A 23,111-nucleotide genomic window follows, 5' to 3' on the forward strand; every position below is an offset into this window, starting at 1 on the left:
AAAGCTCACAGCGCTTATGTCCGCACCTCGCGCGAAATTTGCTTGCCTCGGCTGGCATCCTTTTGCACTCTTTAAGCGAAGGAGACTAACGCATGACCAAGATGACTGCCGCCTGCGCGCTCGGAACCGCCCTGGTTCTGAGCAGCCTTGCAATCTCGGACGCCGAAGCCCGGACGCGGAGAGCCGTCGTCGTTCGCGCGCCGCAGGAGCGGCTCATCGTCACGGCGCCGGTGCTGAGGCCGACGCCGTGGGACTACAACATCGTGCCACGCTATCGCTATCGCCCCGAGCACGACCGGGTCGATCCCTACGGCCCGCCCTTGGTGCCGTCCTACGTGCGCTATGAGGGATGGCGCTGGCCGTATTGGTGGTGAAGGCCGACGGACGCCAAACTGATCGGCGCATGAGCGTACGCTGACAGATGCAGGACGTGCATCTGCTCGTCATGGTCTCCACTTTCCATTCGGCAGAGAAGCGAAAGGGGGCGGGGCTGCGCCGCCCGTGCTCCTACGGCCGCTCCGGTCCTTGCCTCTGATAACCAGGGGTTGTACGCTGCACTGCAGAAAAATGCATAGGCGTAAATGGATCGGCTGAAATGAGCGTGGTTGAGAGCGTGGCGTCCGAGCAGCTTTCGGAGCCGAAGATGCCGCCGGGCGTGCTGACCGAAGGTCCGGTGGTCGAGGCCAAGTTTCGCGATTCCTACATCTCGTTCGCCATCATGGTCGGCGGCTCGGTCGCGGCGCTGGTCTGGGCCTTCTGGCAAGGCATCGGCTGGGTCGAGGTTTCGGTCTTCGCCGGCACGTTCATCATGTCCACGATCGGCATCGGCTTCATGCATCGCTACTTCGTGCACCGCAGCTTCCGCTGCGGTCCGGTGATGCGGACGATCTTCGCCGCGCTCGCGACCATGGCGGTGCAGGGCTCGATCCTGAAATGGGTGAGCAACCATCGGCGGCACCATCTGCACTCCGACCGGCCCGGCGACGTGCACAGCCCCTATTACGACGGCGGCGGCAATCCCTATACCAGCTTCGCCAAGGGCATGACGCATGCGCAAGGCGGCTGGGTGTGGGACCGCGAGACCACCGATGCCAGCTACTACGCCAAGGACATCCTGGCCGACCCGATCGCGATGTTCTTCACCAGGACGCGCTGGTACTGGTACGCGCTCTCGGCGCTGATCATTCCGGGCGCCATCGGCTACTCCTTCGGCGGCGTGCGCACGATGATCGGCTGCATCCTGTTCGCCGGCCTGTTCCGCAGCTACCTGATGACGATGGCGACCTCGCTGGTGAACTCGGTCTGCCACAGCGATGGCCGCTGGGGCTACCGCCGCTTCGAGACCCATGACGGCACGACGAACGAGCTGGTGACCACGCTGCTCACCTTTGGCGAAGGGCTGCACAACAACCATCACCGCTTTCCGCGCGATGCCTACATCTCGCACGCTTGGTACGAGGTGGACATCAACGGATTGATCATTCTGGGATTGGGGAAGCTCGGGCTGGTGCATGATATTTTCGCGGCGGGCGGTGCCGGCCGCCAACGTGCGGCGGATGCAGGGCTGGGCGAGCCTGCGCCAGCCGCCGTCGGGAATGCCTTCGAGGGCGACGACCTTCGCGCCCCCGGAACATAATCGTGCCCGCCAATGGCGGGCGCGATGCGGATTTCCGCTGCGCAGGCGGTTCGCCGGACGTTGAGGTTGGCGACAGTGCCGGTCGAACTCGTCGTCAGGTTCGCGCGTTCGAACAGGTGCACGGAAAAATTGAAGTTTGATGGCTCGCCGTCTCTGCGTGCAGAGTTGGCGATTGGGTAAAAGTGGCAAAGTGGAGACTGTCAAGAATACATAGAGGTAGAACGGCATTTATCCCCGTAATAAACCCAATGCTGCTTGGGGTTTTCAGCGCGTATTGGGAGGACAGTCATGGCAAGTGTCGAACAATTGCACAGACGGGACGGAGTGAACTTGGTCCAACTCGAAGCGGACATCACTTCGATCCGGTCGGGAAACTCCATTACTTCAGTTAATCTGCCTGATTACGTGGAGCACACCGCGGGCGTGTCGCGCGTCGGTGCGCTCAGTGCAGAAGCGGTCATTCGCGACTATGAGTCCGCTGCAAAAGAGATCGAGGCCATGGGCACCGAGTTGATCGACGCCGCGCAAAAATGCGAGGCGCTGACGGCCCAGGTTCATGATGCGATCGCCTTCATGCGAGAAACGGCGGCAGGCTATCGCGAAGAGGGACGCAAGATCTTCAAGCGTATCGAAGAATGCGCGCTGTTCACCGAAGACGTTCGCAAGACCTGCGAACAGGTCAAACGCAGAATGGCTGAAGTCTCGGTCGGCCCTTCCGATGAGGAGCTTGCGCCGCAAGAGCCCGAGCTGACGGGGATCGCGGCCAAGGTGACGATGAGCGAGATACGCTGAGGGGAGCGTAGGGTGGGTTAGCTGCGCGACTGCGCAAGGCGCAGTTCGCGCAGCGTAACCCACCACCTCTGCCTCCGCGGAAATCAAAGAGGCGGGTTACGCCAGCGGACTGCGCTTCGCGCCGCGGCAGGCTAACCCACCCTACGCACTTCAAATCCAATCGCGCCTTCGAAACGGGCTCACCAATCGGGATCGCCGTAATAATAAGGGTCGGCCATATAGCGCGGCGGCATCCAGCCGCCTCGCGGCGGCGGCCTCGTCCGCCGTGGCGCGGCGTCTGGTAGGTGCGCCCGGGCACGCGCAGCCGTGTCATTGTTGACCACGCTGCGCGCGACGGGCTTCGCAGGTGCAGAGGCGGATGACGCCGATGACGCGCTCAGTTGCGTTTGCAACGCCTGGACCTGCGCGGCGAGGCGCGCATTGTCCGCCGCGTCCTTCTCCTGCGCGGCCTTGAGCTGCTCGATGGTGGCGGCCTGGTCGCGCAGGGTCTGCTCGCTGCGGCTCTTCAACTGCTCGAGCTTGCCGTTGATGTTCGCAAGCTCGCTCGTGATGGCATTGAGCGATTGCGCGAGCTCGGACGATGACGGCTCGGCCGCCGTGGCGGCAGGCTTCGGGGCGCTTTCGGTGTCCTTGGGCCCCGGCGGCGCAGGCACCGGGCTCGGCTCATCCGCGGCCGCCAGCAGCACCGTTGCCGGCTGCGCCGGACTTTCCGCCGCGGACGCTTGCGGGGGCGCGCTCGCGGGTGGAGCCCATCGCGCCATGATGGACTTGCCGATCGATGTCGCCTCGTCGCTGTATTGCGATGCGACGGCGGCGCCGAGAAGGCCGATCGCCATCACGAGAATGGCCAAAGCGCGCATCATGGCCCTGTCTCCCCTCAGGCCCTGATTGCGTGGCTTGGTGTTTAGAGACTTGGCATCAGGCGCCGCCGCCTTGCTTGTGGATGTGGCGGCTGCCGTCGCGGCGGCGCTTGCGTGGAAGGTCCGCGGGGCTTCGCTGCTCCGTTCCATTCCGGAAACCAGCCGGTCCAGCCGCGCGAGGTCTTCCTCTGCGCTCTTGATCCGGTCGTAGGCCCGCGCCAGCCCACCCTCGGCGCGCGCCTCGTCCGGCTTGGACGCATCAGGCTTGGCGGTATCAGGCTTGGCGTTATCGGTCTTGCCGGTATCAGGCTTGGGGTCGTTCGTGTCAGGCATCGATGCGCTCTCCATCCGGTCGGGCGTCAATGGGAGGCAGTCCGATCAAGGATAGGTCTCGCTGCTATCAGACACAACGCGTGTGCAAAGGAGAAATTATGACGGGCGAGGGAGCGGGCGGCGTGAGCGCGTAGGATGGGTTGTCGCCGCGACTGCGCAAAGCGCATTTCGTAGGGTAGTCGAGCGGATCGAAGCGATCCCAGGGGCGTCCAGCCCCGCGGCGCCATGAGCGTTCGCTGACGGGAACGGGCGCTAGTCCATTCCGTTTCCTTTGAGGGGTTTGTCAGAGGAGGACAACATGAAAGCAATGATCATCGTGCTTTCGGCTGCCGTTGTCATGGCTACAGCCCCAGCCGTGTTTGCTCAGGGCGTATCGAGCAAGACGCCGGGTCATGAGATGCAGCAAATGGGTTCCAAGAAGGGCGAGCCGGGCGCTTCCAGCTACGCTCCGGGACACAAGAAGAAGCAGCACGCGAAGTCCTCGAAGAGAACCAGCCCCGGCGCGTCGAGCTACGCTCCAGGACGGACTACAGGGCAAACCACAGGTCAAACCACAGGCGCGGGCACCGGGTCGACCACCGGCACGAAGTCAGGATACTGAACTTCAGGCGGTCCTCAGGCGCCTAGGGTGGGTTAGCTCCGCGACGGCGCAAAGCGCAGGTCGCGTAGCATAACCCACCTCATTCATCTCGGCGCGCGGAGAGGTGGTGGGTTACGCCGGCGGACCGCGCTTCGCGCAACCGCCAGCTAACCCACCTTACGTCCCGCGGCGCCGCAATGTGCACCCGTCGTCAGTGACGTATCGTGCGGATTTCGAGCGTGGTCTGGGTGAGCCTGGCCACGAACCCCTCAAGATGCATGACCCTTTCTCTGGTCAATTGTTCATGCAACTCGGCGATCTTCTGGGTTTCGGCGACAAACGAGTCGCACGCCTGTTTCGCGTACGCCATCTGAAGCTCAAAGGCCTCGACGGGTGAACGCGCCATCGCGAGCTTTCCCAGGAAGCTCCAGGCTTGCTCAAGCGACGTCCTGATGTAGTCGCTATAGGCGTCGGCAATCGCCTGCGTGCTGGCCTGGAAGGGTTCGACCGGTGCGACGGGCGGGCTTGCAGCTAGCTCCATCCCGGAAGCCTCGTCCGGCAAGGCCGCAGCCGAAGGTATCTGCGCACTGATGTGTCGGCTCGGCTCTTGATCGGTCTTTTGCTCGGTCTCTTGCCTGTTCTCCGCCGAGGCATCCGGCAATTGATGCCCTGCACTTACGCGTTGCTCGCCGCCCCCGGCGCGTTGTCCCGCCTTCTTCTTGCCGCCACGCCGGCCGGATTTGCCCCTTGGCTTGTTGTCCACCGCACTCAACATTGCAAATGGCTCCTGAATATCGATGAAGCCGCGAGCCTCCGTCGCGTTTGCGCTGAAATCGCGATTGTGGGCTGTCGCTTGCGTGGCGGCCATGTGGTGAGATTTTGCCGCTGCATCTTCGATGCATCCGGCAAGAAGTCGTCGATCCAGATAGCTGCGGGGTGGCCGCCTGTCCCGGGTATCGCTGCGGCGCGATGGCATGGGGTGCGGCAACTCGGTTAACACATTGGTCATTTCTTTGCGGGCATTTTCACGACCTCAGTCAGCGAGGAGGCACCATGTCCGACATCACCATTCCCGGCGGCAAGATCCGTTCCTTCGTCGAGCGGATCGAGAACCTCGACAGCGAGATGCAGGAGTTGAGCGAACAGAAGAAGGAAGTCTTCGCGGAAGCCAAGGGCGAGGGTTTCGACGTGAAGATCCTCAAGGAGATCATCAAGCTGCGCAAGGAAGACAAGAACGAGCGCGACGAGCGCGAAAGCCTGCTCGACCTCTACATGCGCGCGATGGAGACGGCCTCGCCGGAGCAGGCGAAGGCGGCGTGATCGATGAGGTAGAGATGGCCGCGATCCCTGGGATTGCGGCCGTCATGCGGTGGCAACAGCCCTAAGTAAAGCACTGTCATTCCGGGGCGCGCGAAGCGCGAACCCGGAATCCATCGCGCCACCTGTCATGCCGCCCGATGGATTCCGGGCTCGCGCCCAAGGGCGCGCCCCGGAACGACGGCGTCGGTCATCAATAGCGACCGCCGCTGCCCTTCTGCTGCGTGATCCAGTCCGACAATGATTTCGGTTTGGATTTCGCCATCCGGCCCGGCGATGCCTTCGGAACGTCGCGGACGCCTTTCGCCGAATTGCCGCGCGGTGCTTGCGTGGCGCTGACGCTTCTCAACGTCGCCATCGATGCCTCCGCCGCTTCCTTCTCCAGGCGCAACTGTTTCAATCGCGCCATCTTGATGCGTTCCGCCTCGACTTCGGGTCGCTCGGAGAGCAGCGGCTTGTGTTGAGCAAGCTCGGCCGTAACAAGGACACCGAGAATGGTCGTCTCGCCGAGCGCCTTGCTGGCCTCTAACCGATGCAATCCCTCGACCAGAACCAGGCGGTCTCCGTCGAGCCGAACGGAGATGGGGGTCTGTTGTCCGATCTCCAGCATGCTTTCCGCGATCTCCCCGACGGTTTCGGGCTTGATGGCTTTCTTCTGCTTGGTGGGAACGAAGATCTTCTCGATCGGGAAGCTTTCCGGTTTGGGCATAACTTCACTCCGCTTCTACCGGGCCCGTCGGAACCGATGACGGTGGGCGTGGGAGTTTAGGAGGGAAGGGCTCGATGGCAAAGGCAATTCGTGCATTTAATTAGGGGCGCATGCGAAAGTTAGCCGAAGAGGCCGCTCCGGCGACAGCGAACCAGTTAGTGCACTGTCACTGTAATTGCCAGTTCGCGAAAGGCCATTTCATACGAGCATGCAAAGAACGACAGCGTTTGATCTGTGACCGACGACGGCGGCTCCCGATGCAAGAACCGCTCGAAACTGTTGGTATTTCAATGCTTCCAACATCGTTCAGCAGCTCTAGAAACTCGCGATGCCCTTACTTCTTGGATGCATTCCAAATCTCTTGAGACTTTTCGGTCTCTAGTTTCGACAAAGCGTCGAAGTAGTTCGCGGCGTCGCGAGTGTAGCCGCCCTTCTTCTCGCTATCTGCGGCCTGTTTAAGAAGCTCAGCCTTAAATGCGGCCACCGCCGCAAGTTCTTTATCCGACAACCACCCTCCCTTCTCGGGCATCCATTCGTCGATGACTTCCGCCAAACTCTTGTTCTCCAACCGGTCCATGGCCTTGAAGTCGGCGTTGGTCTTCTTTGACCACGGCGTTATCAAGTTGGAATGAGCCATTGCCGCCTCGTTGGCTTCTTGGCTATTTGTCGCGTGAGCCGCGGCGACGAGCTCCTTGTTTTTGATGGCGGCGATTCCGCGAACGACCCTCGCATAGAGGAAAAAGAAATCTGCTTTAATCATCTTCAGCCAAGGGCGAATGATGGCCGCCCGCTCGTCCGGCGTAACCTTCAGCTCAGCAAGCTGGTCATCGATGTCGTCAAGTACGGCCTGCTTTTCCGCGGCGGCGGGTGTGCCCAAGCGGTTGCCCCATGCGATCGTCAAATAGCTGGCACGGGCGCTTATCGCTGCGAGCTTTCGCACCCTTCCGATAATTTCTTCGGCTCTATCCAACGTCTCACGAAGCTCGACTTGAACCTCCCAGACTTTGAACGTCTTTATCTGCGACCAGAATAGGAAGATCCCGCACACCACAAAAGCCGTTCCCAAACCAGCCGCGGACTTCATGTTGCCTGACCAAGCTTGGAACGCTGCCAGCAGGAGACAGCCGACTCCCACTAGAAAGGCAACGAAGACATAAATTTCTCTGAGCTTTTCCATGTTATCTGCCGCCACTGGAAGCCTCATAACAAGAAGCCGGGACACAATCCCGGCAAACCCTAAGTAGGAGTCTTGACGCTCATAAGCCAAATTTGAAGTTGCTTACGCCTCAATCAACAATTCGGTGGCGCTTCAGTGGGAAATGTATCAAAGGGCGGCCTTTCGGCCGCCCTTCTGGTTGTCCAGGACGAGCCCGGGTATGGATTGCTGCTCTCTAGCTACTTACGAACACCCCGTCGTGCTGCCGCAAGTATCGCACTTCATACAAGTCCCATTCCGCACCAGGGTGAAGTTGCCGCACTCCGAGCACATCTCGCCCTCGTAGCCCTTGGCCTTCGCTTCTGCGCGACGCTCGGCCTTTGTCGGAGCTGCAGTCGCGGCGGTGCCGGCCTTGCTCCATTGCAGCTGCTCGAGCTTCTCCGTCGGCGACAGATCGTGCTGAGCTTCCTGCTTCAGGGCGACGGCGCCTTCGATGGCATCGCCGACCCGCGCGCTGGTGCCGTGGGCGGCCAGCGCTGTGACCCGGCTGCCGCCTGACGGCGCGCTGTCGTTCCCCTGGCTGACCGCGGCCGAGCCGCCGCGCATCACAACCAGGTTGTCCGTGCGCGAGCGGGTGAGGCCGCGCGAGACGAGCTTGGTCGCGTGGTGGCCGCCGTCCTCGTCCGGCTCCTTGCCTTCCTCGACGCCCTTGCCGAGCGCGTCAAAGCCCGTCTCGTTGGGATCGACGTGGGCGAGGTCGAAGCGGCTGAGATAGCTCACCGCGAGCTCGCGGAAGACGTAGTCGAGGATCGAGGTCGCGTACTTGATGCTGTCGTTGCCCTGCACGGGGCCCGCCGGCTCGAAGCGGGTGAAGGTGAAGGCGTCGACATATTCGTCGAGCGGCACGCCGTATTGCAGGCCGAGCGACACCGCGATGGCGAAGTTGTTGATGAAGGAGCGCAGCGCTGCGCCTTCCTTGTGCATGTCGATGAAGATCTCGCCGAGACGGCCGTCATCGTATTCGCCGGTGCGCAGATACACCTTATGTCCGCCGACGACCGCCTTCTGGGTGTAGCCCTTGCGGCGATCCGGCATCTTCTCGCGCTCGCGCATCACGACGATGCGCTCGACCAGCTTCTCGACGACCTTTTCGGCCACATGCGTGGCGCGCGCCGCCATCGGCTTTTCATGCAGCAGCTCGACCGCATCGTCCTCGTCCTCATCGTCGCTGATGAGCTGCGAGTTGAGCGGCTGGCTGAGCTTGGAGCCGTCGCGATAGAGCGCGTTGGCTTTCAAGGCGAGCTTCCACGACAGCATGTAGGCGGACTTGCAGTCCTCCACCGTGGCGTCGTTCGGCATGTTGATGGTCTTGGAGATCGCGCCCGAGATGAAGGGCTGCGCCGCCGCCATCATGCGGATGTGGCTCTCGACCGACAGATAACGCTTGCCGATCTTGCCGCAGGGGTTGGCGCAGTCGAACACCGGATAGTGTTCGGCCTTGAGGTGCGGGGCACCTTCCACCGTCATCGCGCCGCAGATGTGGACGTTGGCCGCCTCGATCTCGCGCTTGGTGAAGCCGACGGCCTGGAGCAGATCGAAGCCGGGGGCTGCGATCGCCTCGGCGCCGATGCCGAGCTGGTCGCGGATGAAATCCTCGCCAAAGGTCCACTTGTTGAAGGCAAACTTGATGTCGAAGGCGGTCGGCAGGGCCTTCTCGACCTTGGCGATCGCCTCATCGGTGAAGCCCTTGGCCTTCAGCGTGGTGACGTTGATGCCGGGGGCATTCGCGAGCGAGCCGTGGCCGACGGCGTAGGCTTCGATCTCCGCGATCTCGCTCTCGCGATAGCCGAGCGCGCGCAGCGCGGCGGGGACCGCCCGGTTGATGATCTTGAAGTAGCCGCCGCCGGCGAGCTTCTTGAACTTGACCAGCGCGAAGTCGGGCTCGATGCCGGTGGTGTCGCAATCCATGACAAGGCCGATCGTGCCGGTCGGCGCGATCACCGTGGTCTGGGCGTTGCGATAGCCGTGCTTCTCGCCGAGCTCGAGCGCCGCATCCCAGGCTGCCTGGGCATGGCTGACGAGGTCGGCTTGCGGGCAGGAGACGAGGTCGAGCGGCACCGGGTTGACGCTGAGCGCCTCATAGCCGTTCGACTGGCCATGCGCGGCGCGGCGGTGGTTGCGGATCACGCGCAGCATGTGCGCGGCGTTCTTCTTGTAGCCGGGGAAGGTGCCCAGTTCAGCAGCGATTTCCGCGGAGGTCTTGTAGGTGATGCCGGTCATGACGGCGGTCAGCGCGCCGCAGAGCGCGCGGCCTTCCTTGCTGTCATAGGGCAGGCCCATGGTCATCAGCAGGCCGCCGATATTGGCGTAGCCGAGGCCGAGCGTGCGGAACTCGTAGGAGAGCTCGGCGATCGCCTTCGACGGGAACTGCGCCATCATGACGGAGATTTCCAGCACGATGGTCCAGAGCCGGCAGAGGTGCTCATAGCCCTCGACGTCGAAGCGCTTGGTCTCGGTGTTGTAGAACGTCAGCAGGTTCGCGGAAGCCAGGTTGCACGCCGTGTCGTCCAGGAACATGTATTCCGAGCACGGATTGGACGCGCGGATGTCGCCGGACGCCTTGCAGGTGTGCCAGTCGTTCATCGTGGTATTGAAGTGCAGGCCGGGATCGGCCGAGGCCCAGGCGGCGTAGCCGATTTTCTCCCAGAGATCGCGCGCCTTCAGCGTCTTCGTCACCTTCTTCGAGGTGCGGGCGTTGAGATTCCAATCGCCGTCGGTCTCGACCGCGCGCAGGAAGTCGTCCTTCAGCGAGACCGAGTTGTTGGAGTTCTGGCCTGAAACGGTGAGATAGGCTTCGCTATCCCAGTCGGTGTCGTAGGTGTCGAACTGGATGTCCTTGTAGCCTTGCTTGGCAAACTGAATGACGCGCTTGATGTAATTGTCGGGCACCAGGCTGCGGCGCGCGAGCTTGATCTCGCGGCGCAGGGCAGGGTTCTTCTCGGGGTCGAAGCAATCGTCGCCCGAGCCTTCGCAGTTGACGCAGGCCTTCAGCACGGCCTTGAGGTGCTTCTGGTTGATCTTGGAGCCCGTGACGAGGGCGGCGACCTTCTGCTCCTCCTTCACCTTCCAGTCGATATAGGTCTCGATGTCGGGGTGATCGACGTCGACGACGACCATCTTGGCGGCGCGGCGCGTGGTGCCGCCGCTCTTGATTGCGCCCGCAGCGCGGTCGCCGATCTTGAGGAAGCTCATCAGCCCGGAGGAGCGGCCGCCGCCGGAGAGCTTTTCGCCTTCGCCGCGCAGGCGCGAGAAGTTGGAGCCGGTGCCGGAGCCGTATTTGAACAGGCGGGCTTCGCGGACCCAGAGGTCCATGATGCCGCCCTCGTTGACGAGGTCGTCGCCGACGCCCTGGATGAAGCAGGCATGCGGCTGCGGATGCTCGTAGGCCGACTTGGACTTGGTCAGCTTGCCCGTGAAGGGGTCGACGTAATAATGGCCCTGGCCGGGGCCGTCGATGCCATAGGCCCAGTGCAGGCCGGTGTTGAACCATTGCGGCGAGTTCGGCGCGACCATCTGCATGGCGAGCATGTAGCGGAGCTCGTCATAGAACGCCTGGGCGTCGTCGTCGCTCGTGAAATAGCCGCCCTTCCAGCCCCAATAGGTCCAGCAGCCGGCGAGGCGGTCGAACACCTGCTTGGCGCTGAGCTCGCTGACATAGCGCTCCTTCTCAGGGAGAGCGGCGAGGGCCTCGGTGTCGGGCACGGAGCGCCACAGGAAGGAGGGGACGGATTCCTCTTCGACCTTCTTCAGGCGCGCGGCAACGCCGGCCTTGCGGAAGTACTTCTGCGCCAGCACGTCGGAGGCGACCTGCGACCACTCGGCCGGGACCTCGACGTTCTCGAGCTTGAACACGACCGAGCCGTCTGGATTGCGAATCTCCGACGTGGTCAGGCGGAATTCGATACCCGCATAAGGTGACTGTCCCGAAGTGGTGTGGCGCCGCTCAATCCGCATGGTCTTGCCCCGTCCTTTTCTTTGACCGGTCCCGCCCCTCGTTGTGGGCGTGCCGGGTCGTCATTGCATCTCGCGGGCGCCTTCAGCCGTTCGGCCTCGGGGCACCGCAGTTCAGCCGGTGGATCCGGCCCTGTTTTTTCCCGGCGCGAGCTCGATGCGTCGCATCGATCATCCTGCCGGCATGTCCACACCCATCCGCCCCCAAGGGGATGTGCGCGACATGCGTTCAACGCCCCACAACGTCACTTCGTCATCGATGCCATCCGAGCCTGTTGCCGGCCCGTTCTGGCGCCCCGAAGAGCCTCTCATTCCGAGGGCAGACAAGCCCTCATCCGCAGCCTTTGGCCGGCTGGCGGAGCTGAAATTTGCGAGACCCTTTGGGGGAGTGCCGGCGGGACGCAAACTCACTCGCGCCGAACGGACCGAAAGCTAGGACTCTCCGTTGCGCCCGTCAAGAACTAGTGCGAGTTCCTGAATCAAATACTAAATATGGTGGATTGCGGGGGATAACAGGGGTCTTCGCCGCGCCTGTCGTGGACCCAAGTATCAGTGAGTCCTCAGGGATTCCCAACTGAAAAAATTTGCATGCCGTGATGACCGGGGCCTTCATCCCGCTGTTCACAGGGCAGGTATATTTTTGAGCAATGGGATTGCGTCAGCAGGACTCACGTAGCCCTACGGACGGTGAGGGCAGGCATGCCCGCCAAAGCGGTGGTGGGACCCGCGAATCCGGGCCAAGGTGACCGCCCGATTTGCCGGACTAGCCGACATGCTTGATTCGACGACGCCGGGCGTGCGGCCGCGCATCGCCCCGGCCGGCCTGATGTTCCTTGCGATCACCTCGATCGGCTGGGGCTTCAACTGGCCGGTGACGAAATTCCTACTTGCCGAGCTGCCGCCTCTGACGCTGCGCGGGGTCACCGGAGTGCTCGGCGCGCTGCTGCTGGCGCTGCTTGCGGTGATCCGCCGGCAAAGCCTGTACGTGGAGGGTGTGATCTGGCCGCGCCTGCTCACCTCGGCCGCGCTCAACGTCACCTGCTGGATGGTGCTGATGGGGCTGGCACTGCTCTGGCTGCCGGCGAGCGAGGCGGCGCTGATCGCCTATACGATGCCGGTCTGGGCCTCGATCCTCGCCTGGCCGGTGCTTGGGGAGCGGCCGACGGTCTTGCGCACGCTTGGGCTGGTGCTGGCTTTCGCAGGGCTTGCCTCGATCCTGGGCGGCAACGGAATCGCCGCCAGCGCTTCGAAGCTGCCGGGCATCATCATGGTGCTGGTCGGCGCGTTCGGCTTTGCCCTCGGCACCGTGCTCTCGAAGAAGTACCCGATTCACCTGCCGCCGCTCGCGGCGGCAGCCTGGCAGATCGGGATCGGCTGCCTGCCGATCTCGATCGTCGGCCTCCTGATCGAGACCACGCATTTGTCGCATGTGACGCCGCTCGGCTGGTGGCTGCTGGTCTATTCGGTCGTCGGGCAGTTCTGCATCGCCTATGTCAGCTGGTTCGCAGCACTGGCGCGCCTGCCGGCCTCGGTCGCCGCGATCGGCACCATGGCGGTGCCGGTGATCGGCGTCGTGGCCTCGGCGGTCGCGCTTGGCGAGCCGCTCGGGGCAGGGCAGATCGCGGGGCTGGTGTTTACGCTGGCCGCGGTGGTGCTGGCGACACGGGGGTAGCCGTCCGGACGCCGGGTTATCAGTGGTCCTGAGCCTCTTTCTCTCGCCTCCGTTGTGCCAAGCCCGGCAGTTTCGACGGAAGGTCAGCAGGTGCGACGGCAAAGACCTCGAGAGCCTGGTCGTAGCCTTTGATGGTCCGCTGTCCGAGCGATGCCATCGGGACGCTATCCCTTACCCTTCCAGCGATCGTGGGATCAGCCAGGATCTGCGCGTCCTTTGCGAGATTACAGAGCCGCGACGCCAAATTCACCACGGCTCCCATCGCCGTGTAATCCAGCCGACCGTTGTAACCGACCGTTCCTACCGTTGCCGGTCCCATGGCAACGCCCACACCAAAGCCGATCCCGTGGCCGGCGTCACACCATTTGCCGGCAAGGGCCTGAACCGTCATTTGCAGGTCGATCGCGAGGCGGACCGCTTGAGTTGCCGGCTGTTCGCATGCGATCGGGGCATTGACCAGCAGCATGACTCCGTCGCCATCAAAGCCGATGAGCGTTGCCTCGTGACGAGTCGTCACGGCGCCGACGGCCTCGTAGTACTCTCGCATGACGGCCATGATGACATCGGGTTCATTGCGAGTGGAGAACGCCGTGAAGCCGCGCAAGTCGCCAAAAATGACAGCCACTTCACGGCGCTGCCCTTCGAGCAGTTCGTGAGAATGTTCGACCAATTCGGCGACCTGTGATGGCAGGAACTGCTTCAGCCGTTCGATCCGCGCAGATTTCTGCTGCGAGATCGCCAGTTCAGAAGCCATTTCATTGAAACGCAACGCCAGCTGCTGCAACTCGTCACCGCTGAAGATTTTGATGCGATGCTCGAATTGTCCGGTTCTAATCCGCTCCACGCCCTCTTCCAGTTGCTTGATCGGACCGGACATTCTGTGCGCGCGCCAATAGGCGAGCGCCAGCGCGACAAGAACACCAAAGGCAATGAGAATTGACGAGCGCCACAAGGCCGCCCGAATTGATGCAAAGGCTTCCGCGGTTGGCTGCATCGCGATCACCGTCCATCCCACATCGGCGGCCTGAACGGATAGCGCCACCACCGGGTTGCCTCGCTCCCCGGTTATCACCGCCGCTCCGCTCGCCGCGCCAACGAGATGCTTGATCCGGCCAAAACTGCCGGAGCTGGCGCGGCCGCGCAGAACCCGGCTGATATCGGGATGTGCGATCAGATGACCGGAATCATCGACGACAATGGCGTAGCCGGTCTCGCCGATTCTAATGGCTGCGATGACATCCCAGATCAGCTTCAGATTGACCTCGGCGATCGCAACCCCTGCGGCCGGCAGGCTCCCGGCAACCGCGATCCTCATATAGGGCTCTGAATCTTGCTGGTACTGAACCGGTCCGTACCAGACTTTGTTGCCGCGTGCGCCCAGAACAGCGGGATCCGCGGACATATCGATGCCGCGCCCGGTCCTGTTCAGAAGCAGCCTGGAAACAAAGACCCGTTCGGTGCCGGTCTCGTCCAGAAGCGAAACCGAAGCGATTGCAGGCACCTGCTGGAGGAGACGCAAGGCATCGATCTTATGTTGCGCATCGTCTCCGGCAGACCAGGGAAGCTGCACCATCCAACCCAGCTGATCTCGCATGCCATCGGTGAACGCCTCGATCCTGTCGGACGCCGCGCGAGCATCGGCCTGCAGCACCGCGCTGATCTGGCGACGCTGGTCTCGGTAACCGAAAGAAGCCTCGACGGCCGCGCCGAGTATCAGAGGCACGACCGCAGCGACAAACAACGTCGCGAAGTACTTGCAGAACAGCGAGCGACGCGGAGGCATCGTACACGAAGAGGGCTGCGCAGCACCGTCCTTCATAGCTACTCTCAGGAGATCACCTTGCTGGCGCGAAACAGGATCGACGACACATCCAGCTTGATACCCAGAAGCCTGGCTGTCTTCATATTGATTGCCAGTTCAAACTTCTCGGGACGCATCACCGGAAGATCTGACGGATATTCACCGCGCAGGATGCGATCGGCATAAGTGGCAAGCCGAAAATAGGTCGTGCGCTGGTTTGCGCCGTAACTCAAGAGACCTCCAGCGTCACAATATTCAGACCAGCCAAACATCGAAGGCAGCCGGTGCGCGATTGCAAGCTCCGCAATCTTCGCACGATGCACCAGCGTCACAGCATCGGGAAACACGAGGAGAGCATCCGCGTCCACCTTGCCGGCAGCCATCAACCCATTCTCGATTTCGCGCGCGCCGCAGAACGGAACGTAGGCTGCCTCTATCCCAAGATTTCGGCACGACTCCAACGTCGCACGCCATTCCAGCGGCTCTCCCGGATGATCCGTGTTCGAGAAGACCGCCAGCTTTCGCAGCTTTGGATAAATGTCCTTGAGCAGCTCAACGCGCTTTCCTGCCAGCTCGAGCGACAGGAATGTGCTGCCGGTGAAATTGGTGCCGGGGTGAGCAAGGCTCTTCACCACACCCAAAGCGACGGGGTCGCCGCTCAATGCAAACAGCACTGGGATGTCGGTGATTGCAGTCATGCCGCGTGTCGCCGGACCGCTCGAGACCACAAGGTCGACATCCCCTCGCTGCAGCTCGGAGACGATCTTCCGCAGTGCCTGCGGATTTCCAGGGGCATAATGCGTCTCGAAGGTTACGGTCTTGCCTTCGACATATCCCAGGGCGCGCATTCCATCGCGAAAGCCGTCCAGGAAGGGATCCGGTTCGGACTCAGTCGAGACCCAGAAGATTCGATGCAGCTTGGCTCCGCCCTGCGCCCGTGCGATCGCAGGCCAGGCCAACCCCCCACCAATCAAAAAGATGAACTCTCGTCTTTTCATGCGAGCACCTGTCGAAGCTGGGCCTTGCAGTTCCGGCCGCAGACCAAGATCCTAGCTGTGCGTCTGATGACTGTTGCGCTCCGCAAGCGGACTGTCGCGCCACCGGCTCCGACATTTGTCCTCGTGAGCATGCTCAGAGACTGGGCTGGCGAGACGATTTGTCCTTGAGATGCGCTTGATTTTTACTTGAGACCGGCCCGGTTAAGACCAAAACGGCCTTACGCGTTGCATCGCGCGGTGTCCGAACACCTCCAGCGCGGATCCGGGCTAGCTATGGCGTCTCAAAAGGACAGTTGGAACTCACATCCTGAGCCAGTGCCCACGACCTCATAGATTGGGTGACTTCAGCGCCTTCGGCAACTCACGGGCTAGCGCGTGTACTCATACGGGCTAGGGGCTCATAAAGGCAATGTTCGCTCCTGAGGGACGAGCGGAGATATTCTGATCTGCCAGAGCATCACTGCTTGTGACCCAGAGCCGTCATGACACCGATGCGCTCAATACCGCCTGACGGATCCTCATCATTGCGAGATGAACCAATCTGTACCCTGGGGTTTGGACCCGCAACGGAACATATGGCGCTAAATCGTCGGGCGCGCTGGCGATTGCCCAAGTGCCAGAAGCGCTGCGGCCAGCGCCGCCGCGGCCTTTTCGGGCCGGGCTTTCTCATAGATTGCGAACTCAAGGTCAGGAAGGCGCGGCAGCCCCTCTTGCGATCCCAGAATGCGCAAACCTGCAATGACCGCGCTCGCGGGAAGCGGCGTGATGGCGAGACCAGCGAGCGCCGCCGCGCGCACACCTGTCAGGCTGGGGCTGGTATAGATGATCTCCCACGTCAGTTCGCTGTCATTTAGCGCGGCGAGCGCTGCCTCACGCGATACTGACCGCTCGCGATAGAGCGCCAGCGGCAGCACCGCGCCCGGAACCAGATCAAACGCGTCGGCGGCGGCCCAGACCATGGGTTCGCGCCAGACCAGGCGCCCACGCGACGTACCGAGCGGACGCTTAGCGAACACGACGTCGAGTCGTCCCTTGTTCAACTGCTCGATCAATTCCGCACTAACGCCGATCTGCACCTCGAGCTTCACGCTCGCGTGCAACATGGCGAAGCGTCCCAGCGCCGATGGCAGCGAGCCGCCGGCGACTTCCTCGACCACTCCAAGACGCACGGCTCCTGACAAGCGCGGCGCTGACAGGCGATGGCGGGCCGCCTCCTCGAGTTGCAACAGACGACGGGCGTCACCCAGCAGCATCTCTCCATCGTCGGTCAGCGCGACGCTGCGGGTCGTGCGCCGGAACAGCGGACGTTTGGTTTCAAGCTCCAATCGCTTGACCTGCTGGCTGATGGTCGACTGCGTCAGATTGAGCCGTTCGGCGGCGCGGTGGAAGCCGCCGCAATCCGCGACGGCAACAAAGGAACGCAAAAGCTCGAATTCCAGCATGCCGATTGATCCAAATTCATGATCAATCATATTACAAAATATCGTTTCTATAATCAATACTGGTCACCTAACTTCTGCATCGAAGACAGCGTCGAGCGAAGGAGGTTCATCATGCACGCCACATCACGACCGGGAGCGGATCGCTCCGCGAGGCTAGCTCGGGCCGCCACGATCTGCTCTGAAAAGCTCTGCCCTGCCGAGCGCGCGACCGAGTTGCTCGAAGCGATCATCGAGCCGGGCGACCGCGTTGCCATCGAGGGCGACAATCAGAAGCAGGCCGATTTTCTTGCCGCCGCCCTGACGAGCGTGGATCCGGCGCAGATTCACGATCTGCACATGGTGCAGTCGGTGCTGGCGCTGCCCGATCATCTCGCCGTGTTCGAGCGCGGTGTCGCCAATCGGCTCGATTTTGCCTTCGCAGGTCCGCAGAGCCGCAAGCTCGCCGAACTGGTCGGCAGCGGCACGGTGAAGATCGGCGCAATCCATACCTATCTCGAGCTCTATGCTCGGATGTTGGTGGACCTGACGCCGCACGTGGCGCTGATCGTCGCCGACAAGGCCGACCGCAACGGCAATCTCTACACCGGTCCCAACACCGAAGACACGCCGACCATCGCCGAATCCGCGGCCTTTCGCGGCGGCATTGTCGTGGCGCAAGTCAACGAGATCGTTGACCGGTTGCCGCGAGTAGACGTCCCCGGCGACTGGGTGGATTTCGTCATACCGAGCCCAAAGCCTTACGCGATCGAGCCTCTGTTCACGCGCGACCCCGCCAAGGTAAGGGACGAGAACGTGCTGATGGCGATGATGGCGATTGCTGCGGTCTATGAGCCATTTGAGGTCCAGCGGCTCAACCACGGCATCGGTTACGCCACCGCGGCGATCGAGCTGATCCTCCCGACATTTGCCGCCCGGCGTGGCCTGAAGGGCAAGATCGCGAGCCAATTCGTGCTCAACCCGCACCCGACCCTAATCCCGGCGATCGAAGCCGGCTTCGTCGACGGCGTCTATTGCTTCGGCTCCGAGCTCGGTATGGAGCGCTACGTCGCAAAGCACGCCGATATATTCCCGATCGGCGCCGACGGCAGCCTGCGGTCGAACCGGGCACTGGCGCAGGTCGCCGGACAATATGCCTGCGACATGTTTGTTGGCGCCACGCTGCAAATCGACGCGCGAGGCAACAGTTCGACGGCCACCAAAGACCGGATCGCAGGCTTCGGCGGTGCGCCGAACATGGGCGCGGATGCACGCGGTCGTCGCCACGACAGTCCCACCTGGCTTCGCGCCGGTCAGGAAGCAGGCGATCCCTTACGCGGGCGCAAGCTTGTGGTGCAGATGGTGCAGACCCATCAGCCAAACGGTACGCCCAGTTTTGTCGAGCGTCTGGACGCGTTCGATCTGGCCGCCTCCGCCGGCTTCGCATTGCCGCCGGTGATGATCTATGGCGACGACGTGAGCCATGTCATCACCGAGAAGGCCGTGGCGAACCTGTTGCGCTGCCGATCACCGCAAGATCGCGAGGCGGCATTGCGCGCGATCGCCGGCGACACCGAATTTGGCAAGCGCCAATCGCCTGACACAACCGAGAGCCTCCGCCGTCGCGGCATCGTGATGTTTCCGGCAGACCTTGGCATCGACGTCGGCACGGCGACTGCGATCTGCTCGCCGCCAAGACGATCGATGACCTCGTGGCCGCCTCGAGCGGACTCTACGCGCCACCGGCCAAGTTCCGCCGCGCCGTCACCGCCCAAGCTTGAGGAGGAATAGTCATGTCCGCAATCCGCCAAACTTTCAACGATCCATCCAGCACGACAATGCCGCTCCTCGATCGCGCGAAGCAGCTCGCAGCATCGCTGCTCTCCGAGCGCAGCCAGGCCTCAGGAGCGCTGGTCGCGCGGCAATTGCGCGAGATGCTTGGTGCACTCGACGACAACGATCGCCGCTGCTTTCAGCGCTATCTCGCCACGGAATTCCATCCTCACGGTCCGGCTTTGCGCGCGGCGGCGCAGCGTTACCTCGCCGAAGGCACCGCAGAAGCCGCGGCCGCACTCGCGCGTGCTGCCGAGCCGCCGCGCCAGGAACTGCTGCGGCGAATCAACATGGCACCCGGCGGGATCAGCGCGCTGATCGCGATTCGCAGCGAAATTGCTTCATACATGCGCACTGACCCCGAACTGAAGTTGCTCGACGCGGATCTCAAGCATTTGTTCGCCTCATGGTTCAACCGCGGCTTCATCGAGTTGCGGCGCATCGACTGGCAGACACCGGCCGCGGTGCTGGAAAAGCTGATCGCCTACGAAGCCGTGCACGAAATCAAGGGCTGGGACGACCTGCGCCGGCGCCTTGCACCCGATCGGCGCTGCTTTGGCTTCTTTCATCCCGCACTTCCAGGCGAGCCACTGATTTTCGTCGAGGTTGCTTTGGTGGAAGGACTGGCCACGGCCGTGCAGCCGTTGTTGTCGCAGGACGACGGTGAAGCCATCGCGCAGCAGCGCGCCGCGCGCGCCGACACCGCGATCTTCTACTCGATCTCCAATTGTCAGGACGGCCTGCGCGGCGTGGCGTTCGGCAATTTCCTGATCAAGCAGGTCGTTGAAGAGCTGCAGTCGGAGTTTCCGCAGCTGAAGCGTTTTTCCACCCTATCTACGGTACCGGGATTTCGGCAATGGCTCGCTAATCGGCTTGCAAATGCAAGTGATCCCGATGCGGCGCTGTTATCGCAACTGGAGAGCGATAGCTGGTGGAATGACCCGGCGCAGAGCGAGAAGCTGCGCGTGCCCTTGCTGCGGCTCTGCGCTAGCTATCTGACACGGAAGCCCTCGATACGCATCGACCCCGTGGCGCGTTTTCACCTCGGCAACGGCGCACGGCTCGAACGCATCAATTGGCTCGGCAATACCGCTCTGCGTGCGATTCAAGAATCCTTCGGGATCATGGTCAACTATCTTTATGACCACAACACCATTGAGACCAATCACGAAGCATTTGTACGCGACGGCACTATCGTCCGTTCGCCTGATGTCGATGCTCTACTGCACATCACCGACTGAGCCGCGATCAAGTTCGTTGCGCTAGCTCGGCGCCATCCCGCCGCCGTTCAGCGCCTTGCGGATCATCTCGGCGAGCTGGTTGCGCCGATAGGGCTTGGTCAGCAGCAGCACGCCGTCGTCGAGCTTGCCGTGATGGACGATGGCGTTGTCGGTGTAGCCGGAGGTGTAGAGCACCTTCACGCCCGGCCGGCGCCTCGCCACCTCGTCGGCGAGCTCGCGGCCGCTCATGCCGCCGGGGATGACGACGTCGGTGAACAGCAGGTCGAAGCTCTGCCCGGCCTCAATCAGGTCCAGCGCCGCCTTGCCGTCAGACGCGGCGATCGTCTTGTAGCCAAGGCTCTGGAGCTGCGCGGTGACGAAGTTGCGGACCAGCGGATCGTCCTCGACCACGAAAATGGTCTCGGCGCCGCCTTCGGCCGTCGGCGTGACGCCGGTTGCGATGTCCGCTGCGCCTTCGCCCGGCGGCAGGTAGAGCTTGATCGTGGTGCCGTGGCCTTCCTCGCTGTAGATCTTGATGTGGCCGCCGGATTGCTTGACGAAGCCGTAGACCATGGAGAGGCCGAGGCCGGATCCCTTGCCGACCTCCTTGGTGGTGAAGAAGGGCTCGAACGCCTTCTGCTGCACGTCAGAGGGCATGCCGGTGCCGGTATCGCTGACCGCGAGCATGTTGTAGGGGCCCGCTGCCACGTCGGCATTGGCCTGCGCATAGGCTTCGTCGAGCACGACGCGGTGGGTTTCCAGCAGCAGCTTGCCGCCGCCCGGCATGGCGTCGCGGGCGTTGATCGCCATGTTGAGCACGGCGTTGGTGAGCCTGGACGGATCGATATGCGTCGTCATCGGCCCCTGCTCCAGCACAGTCTCGATCTGGATCTGCTCGCCGAGGGTGGGGCGCAGAAGCTTTGCGATGTCCGAGATCGCGGCGTTGATGTCGACGTTGCGCGGCTCGAGCGGCTGCCGGCGCGCGAATGCCAAGAGGTGCTGGATCAGCTCGGCGCAGCGTTCGGCGGCATCGTCGATCAGCCGGGCCGTGCGCTGCAGCTCGGGCTGGTCCTTCAGGCGCTCCACCAGCGTCTCGGTGTTGCCGGAGATGACCGTGAGCATGTTGTTGAAGTCGTGCGCGACGCCGCCGGTCAGCTTGCCGATCGCATCCAGCTTCTGCGACTGGTGCAACTGCCGCTCGGTCTCGCGCGAGGTCGTCGCATCGTGATAGACCAGCACCGCGCCGGAAATGTTGCCTTGCCCGTCCCGCATCGGCCGGCCGCTGACCATGAGATGGCGCGGCGGGTTGCCGCTGTGCGGGCGGACGATCATCTCCAGCTCTTCGAACTGCTCGCCGCGCAGCACGCGCGTCGATGGCAGCTCGTCGGCCGGAAGCGGCGTGACGCCGTCGCCGTGAAACACGTCGGACAGCGCGCGCAGATTGCCGACGTTCATGCCGGTGCGATGCAGCAGCATGCGCTCGGCGGCCGGATTGGACAGCAGCACGGTGCCCTCGGCGTCGATGACCAGCACCGCCTCCGCCATGCTGCGAAACGTGCTCTGGAGCACGTTGACCGACAGGCGCAATTCGTCATGCGCGGCGACGAGGTGCTCGGTGCGTTCGGCCACCGCCGCCTCGAGCGCCGCCTTGGCGGCTTGGGTCTGCTCGAGCGAGCTCTGGAGCTCACCCGTCGTGCGGCGGCTTTCGCGCATCACCAATGCGACCAGGAGCAGGATCAGCACGGCGCCGGCGACGTCGATGCCGAGCAGCACGATGCCGGTGCGGCGCGAATCCTGGGAGCGGGCGGCGAGCAGGCGTTCTTCCTCCGCGCTCAGGCGGTCGAGATTGCGCATCACCGTGTCCATGAGGCCACGGCCCTCGGCCTTGCTGTTGAGCGCGGCAATGCCGGCCTGGTCGTTGGCGGCCCGCAGGCGCATCGCGGTGGCGGCGATCTCGATCCGGCGCAGCGCCAGCGGCTCGGTGCCCTCAAGCAGGGCGACCTGATCGGGGGTGTCGCGCACGTCGCGCTTGAGCTCGGCGAGGGCCGGCGCGAGCTTGGCGTGCACCGCCTGGAACTCGTCGCTGAAGCCCTGGCTGCGATAGAGCTCGTAGCCGCGCGCGGCGCTCTCGGCCCGGCGCAGCAGCACGCGCAGATCGGAGATCTTCTTTTGCACCTGGACGGTGTGGTTCACCGACGCCGCGTCGGACCGCGACTTGACGTCGAGGGCGATCGAGGCCGCGGTGATGATCAGGAGGATGGCAAGTCCAACACCGAGAATGACGCGCTGCGTTGGAATCAAGGGGCTTCTTTCTGGTCCTTCGGCGGCGCGCTCTCGCCCGCGCCGGCAAGGCATTCCCGGATCGTGGTCAGCAGCGCTTCCGGCGTGAACGGCTTGCGCAGGCAGCGCGTTGCGCCGAGCTCAAGCGCCATGCGGAGAAAATCGGGAGAGGGCGAGGCGGACGAGGCGAAGGCATAGCCTGACATCGCGATCAGCGGCGTGGCAGGGGCGCGCTCGTGAAAGATACGGATGGATTCGAAGCCGCGCATATGCGGCATGAAGATGTCGACCAGCATGACGTCGAAGGCTTGCGATTCCAGCGCAGCCAGTCCTGTTTCGCCGCCGTCGGTCAGCGTGACGTCGAAGCCCTGACGTTGGAGGAGGACCTCGATGGTCGCGCCGACCATCGGATCGTCATCAACCACGAGAATACGCGGCATGACACTTCCCAGAAGATCGAAGTCCCCACTGTGATTTGTGATATCCGCGAATCGT

At 62.9% G+C, this 23,111-nt stretch carries 17 protein-coding genes and 1 pseudogene; 8 read left to right on the forward strand and 10 right to left on the reverse strand.

What is annotated here, in order from left to right; genetic code table 11:
* Positions 1-92 precede the first annotated feature (92 nt).
* From GA0061099_RS16650 to GA0061099_RS16660, 3 genes are all read left to right on the forward strand, one after another.
* Positions 93-374: a hypothetical protein gene (locus GA0061099_RS16650; RefSeq protein ID WP_036022858.1), complete on the forward strand. Its 282-nt coding sequence runs from the start codon at positions 93-95 to the stop codon at positions 372-374.
* 221 nt (positions 375-595) lie between these two features.
* Positions 596-1,636, forward strand: a complete 1,041-nt coding sequence (locus tag GA0061099_RS16655) for an acyl-CoA desaturase (protein WP_081492888.1) — start codon at positions 596-598, stop codon at positions 1,634-1,636.
* A 288-nt stretch (positions 1,637-1,924) separates the two neighbouring features.
* Complete coding sequence (locus GA0061099_RS16660; protein ID WP_036022860.1) at positions 1,925-2,428, forward strand: hypothetical protein; 504 nt, start codon at positions 1,925-1,927, stop codon at positions 2,426-2,428.
* A gap of 179 nt (positions 2,429-2,607) precedes the next feature.
* Here the strand turns inward: GA0061099_RS16660 and GA0061099_RS16665 are convergent, their stop codons facing one another.
* Entirely contained in the window at positions 2,608-3,621 is a 1,014-nt protein-coding gene (locus GA0061099_RS16665) for a hypothetical protein (protein WP_225146713.1), read from the reverse strand.
* Between the two features lie 298 nt (positions 3,622-3,919).
* Here GA0061099_RS16665 and GA0061099_RS16670 point away from each other — a divergent pair, with 298 nt between their 5' ends.
* Complete coding sequence (locus GA0061099_RS16670; protein ID WP_074447945.1) at positions 3,920-4,222, forward strand: hypothetical protein; 303 nt, start codon at positions 3,920-3,922, stop codon at positions 4,220-4,222.
* Between the two features lie 190 nt (positions 4,223-4,412).
* On the opposite strand, the gene GA0061099_RS16675 is transcribed toward GA0061099_RS16670, so the two are convergent.
* On the reverse strand, positions 4,413-5,210 hold the full coding sequence (locus GA0061099_RS16675; protein WP_244620983.1) for a phasin family protein: 798 nt from the start codon (positions 5,208-5,210) through the stop codon (positions 4,413-4,415).
* A gap of 44 nt (positions 5,211-5,254) precedes the next feature.
* Here GA0061099_RS16675 and GA0061099_RS16680 point away from each other — a divergent pair, with 44 nt between their 5' ends.
* The gene (locus GA0061099_RS16680) at positions 5,255-5,521 is read left to right on the forward strand and encodes a DUF2312 domain-containing protein (protein WP_025575662.1); all 267 of its coding nucleotides are present in this window, start codon (positions 5,255-5,257) and stop codon (positions 5,519-5,521) included.
* Positions 5,522-5,711: 190 nt separating this feature from the next.
* Here GA0061099_RS16680 and GA0061099_RS16685 read toward each other — a convergent pair whose 3' ends face one another.
* From GA0061099_RS16685 to GA0061099_RS16695, 3 genes are all read right to left on the reverse strand, one after another.
* A complete protein-coding gene (locus GA0061099_RS16685; protein ID WP_036022862.1) occupies positions 5,712-6,227 on the reverse strand; it encodes a ParB N-terminal domain-containing protein in 516 nt (171 codons plus the stop codon).
* Between the two features lie 334 nt (positions 6,228-6,561).
* Positions 6,562-7,404, reverse strand: coding sequence for a hypothetical protein (locus tag GA0061099_RS16690; RefSeq protein ID WP_141697618.1), 843 nt, complete (start codon positions 7,402-7,404; stop codon positions 6,562-6,564).
* 222 nt (positions 7,405-7,626) lie between these two features.
* The gene (locus tag GA0061099_RS16695) at positions 7,627-11,397 is read right to left on the reverse strand and encodes a vitamin B12-dependent ribonucleotide reductase (RefSeq protein WP_036022863.1); all 3,771 of its coding nucleotides are present in this window, start codon (positions 11,395-11,397) and stop codon (positions 7,627-7,629) included.
* A 769-nt stretch (positions 11,398-12,166) separates the two neighbouring features.
* On the opposite strand from GA0061099_RS16695, the gene GA0061099_RS16700 reads away from it, so the two are divergent.
* Complete coding sequence (locus GA0061099_RS16700; protein WP_074447898.1) at positions 12,167-13,066, forward strand: DMT family transporter; 900 nt, start codon at positions 12,167-12,169, stop codon at positions 13,064-13,066.
* Between the two features lie 19 nt (positions 13,067-13,085).
* On the opposite strand, the gene GA0061099_RS16705 is transcribed toward GA0061099_RS16700, so the two are convergent.
* The 3 genes from GA0061099_RS16705 to GA0061099_RS16715 form a co-directional block, all read right to left on the reverse strand.
* A complete protein-coding gene (locus GA0061099_RS16705; protein WP_050995873.1) occupies positions 13,086-14,885 on the reverse strand; it encodes a cache domain-containing protein in 1,800 nt (599 codons plus the stop codon).
* An 8-nt stretch (positions 14,886-14,893) separates the two neighbouring features.
* Positions 14,894-15,865, reverse strand: coding sequence for an ABC transporter substrate-binding protein (locus GA0061099_RS16710; RefSeq protein WP_036022868.1), 972 nt, complete (start codon positions 15,863-15,865; stop codon positions 14,894-14,896).
* A 581-nt stretch (positions 15,866-16,446) separates the two neighbouring features.
* Positions 16,447-17,307 carry a LysR substrate-binding domain-containing protein gene (locus GA0061099_RS16715; protein ID WP_036000125.1) on the reverse strand — a complete coding sequence of 287 codons (861 nt, stop codon included), beginning with the start codon at positions 17,305-17,307 and terminating at the stop codon, positions 16,447-16,449.
* A 111-nt stretch (positions 17,308-17,418) separates the two neighbouring features.
* On the opposite strand from GA0061099_RS16715, the pseudogene mdcA reads away from it, so the two are divergent.
* Together mdcA and GA0061099_RS16725 are read left to right on the forward strand one after the other, a co-directional pair.
* Positions 17,419-19,064: pseudogene (gene mdcA, locus GA0061099_RS16720) on the forward strand (malonate decarboxylase subunit alpha).
* 12 nt (positions 19,065-19,076) lie between these two features.
* A complete protein-coding gene (locus GA0061099_RS16725) occupies positions 19,077-20,357 on the forward strand; it encodes a malonyl-CoA decarboxylase domain-containing protein (protein WP_083235118.1) in 1,281 nt (426 codons plus the stop codon).
* A 21-nt stretch (positions 20,358-20,378) separates the two neighbouring features.
* Here the strand turns inward: GA0061099_RS16725 and GA0061099_RS16730 are convergent, their stop codons facing one another.
* A complete protein-coding gene (locus GA0061099_RS16730) occupies positions 20,379-22,637 on the reverse strand; it encodes a CHASE3 domain-containing protein (RefSeq protein WP_036022870.1) in 2,259 nt (752 codons plus the stop codon).
* Entirely contained in the window at positions 22,634-23,056 is a 423-nt protein-coding gene (locus GA0061099_RS16735) for a response regulator (RefSeq protein ID WP_036022871.1), read from the reverse strand. Before GA0061099_RS16735 ends, GA0061099_RS16730 begins: the two co-directional genes overlap by 4 nt.
* Between the last annotated feature and the right edge of the window lie 55 nt (positions 23,057-23,111).

Source organism: Bradyrhizobium yuanmingense (assembly GCF_900094575.1).
Lineage (GTDB): Bacteria > Pseudomonadota > Alphaproteobacteria > Rhizobiales > Xanthobacteraceae > Bradyrhizobium > Bradyrhizobium yuanmingense.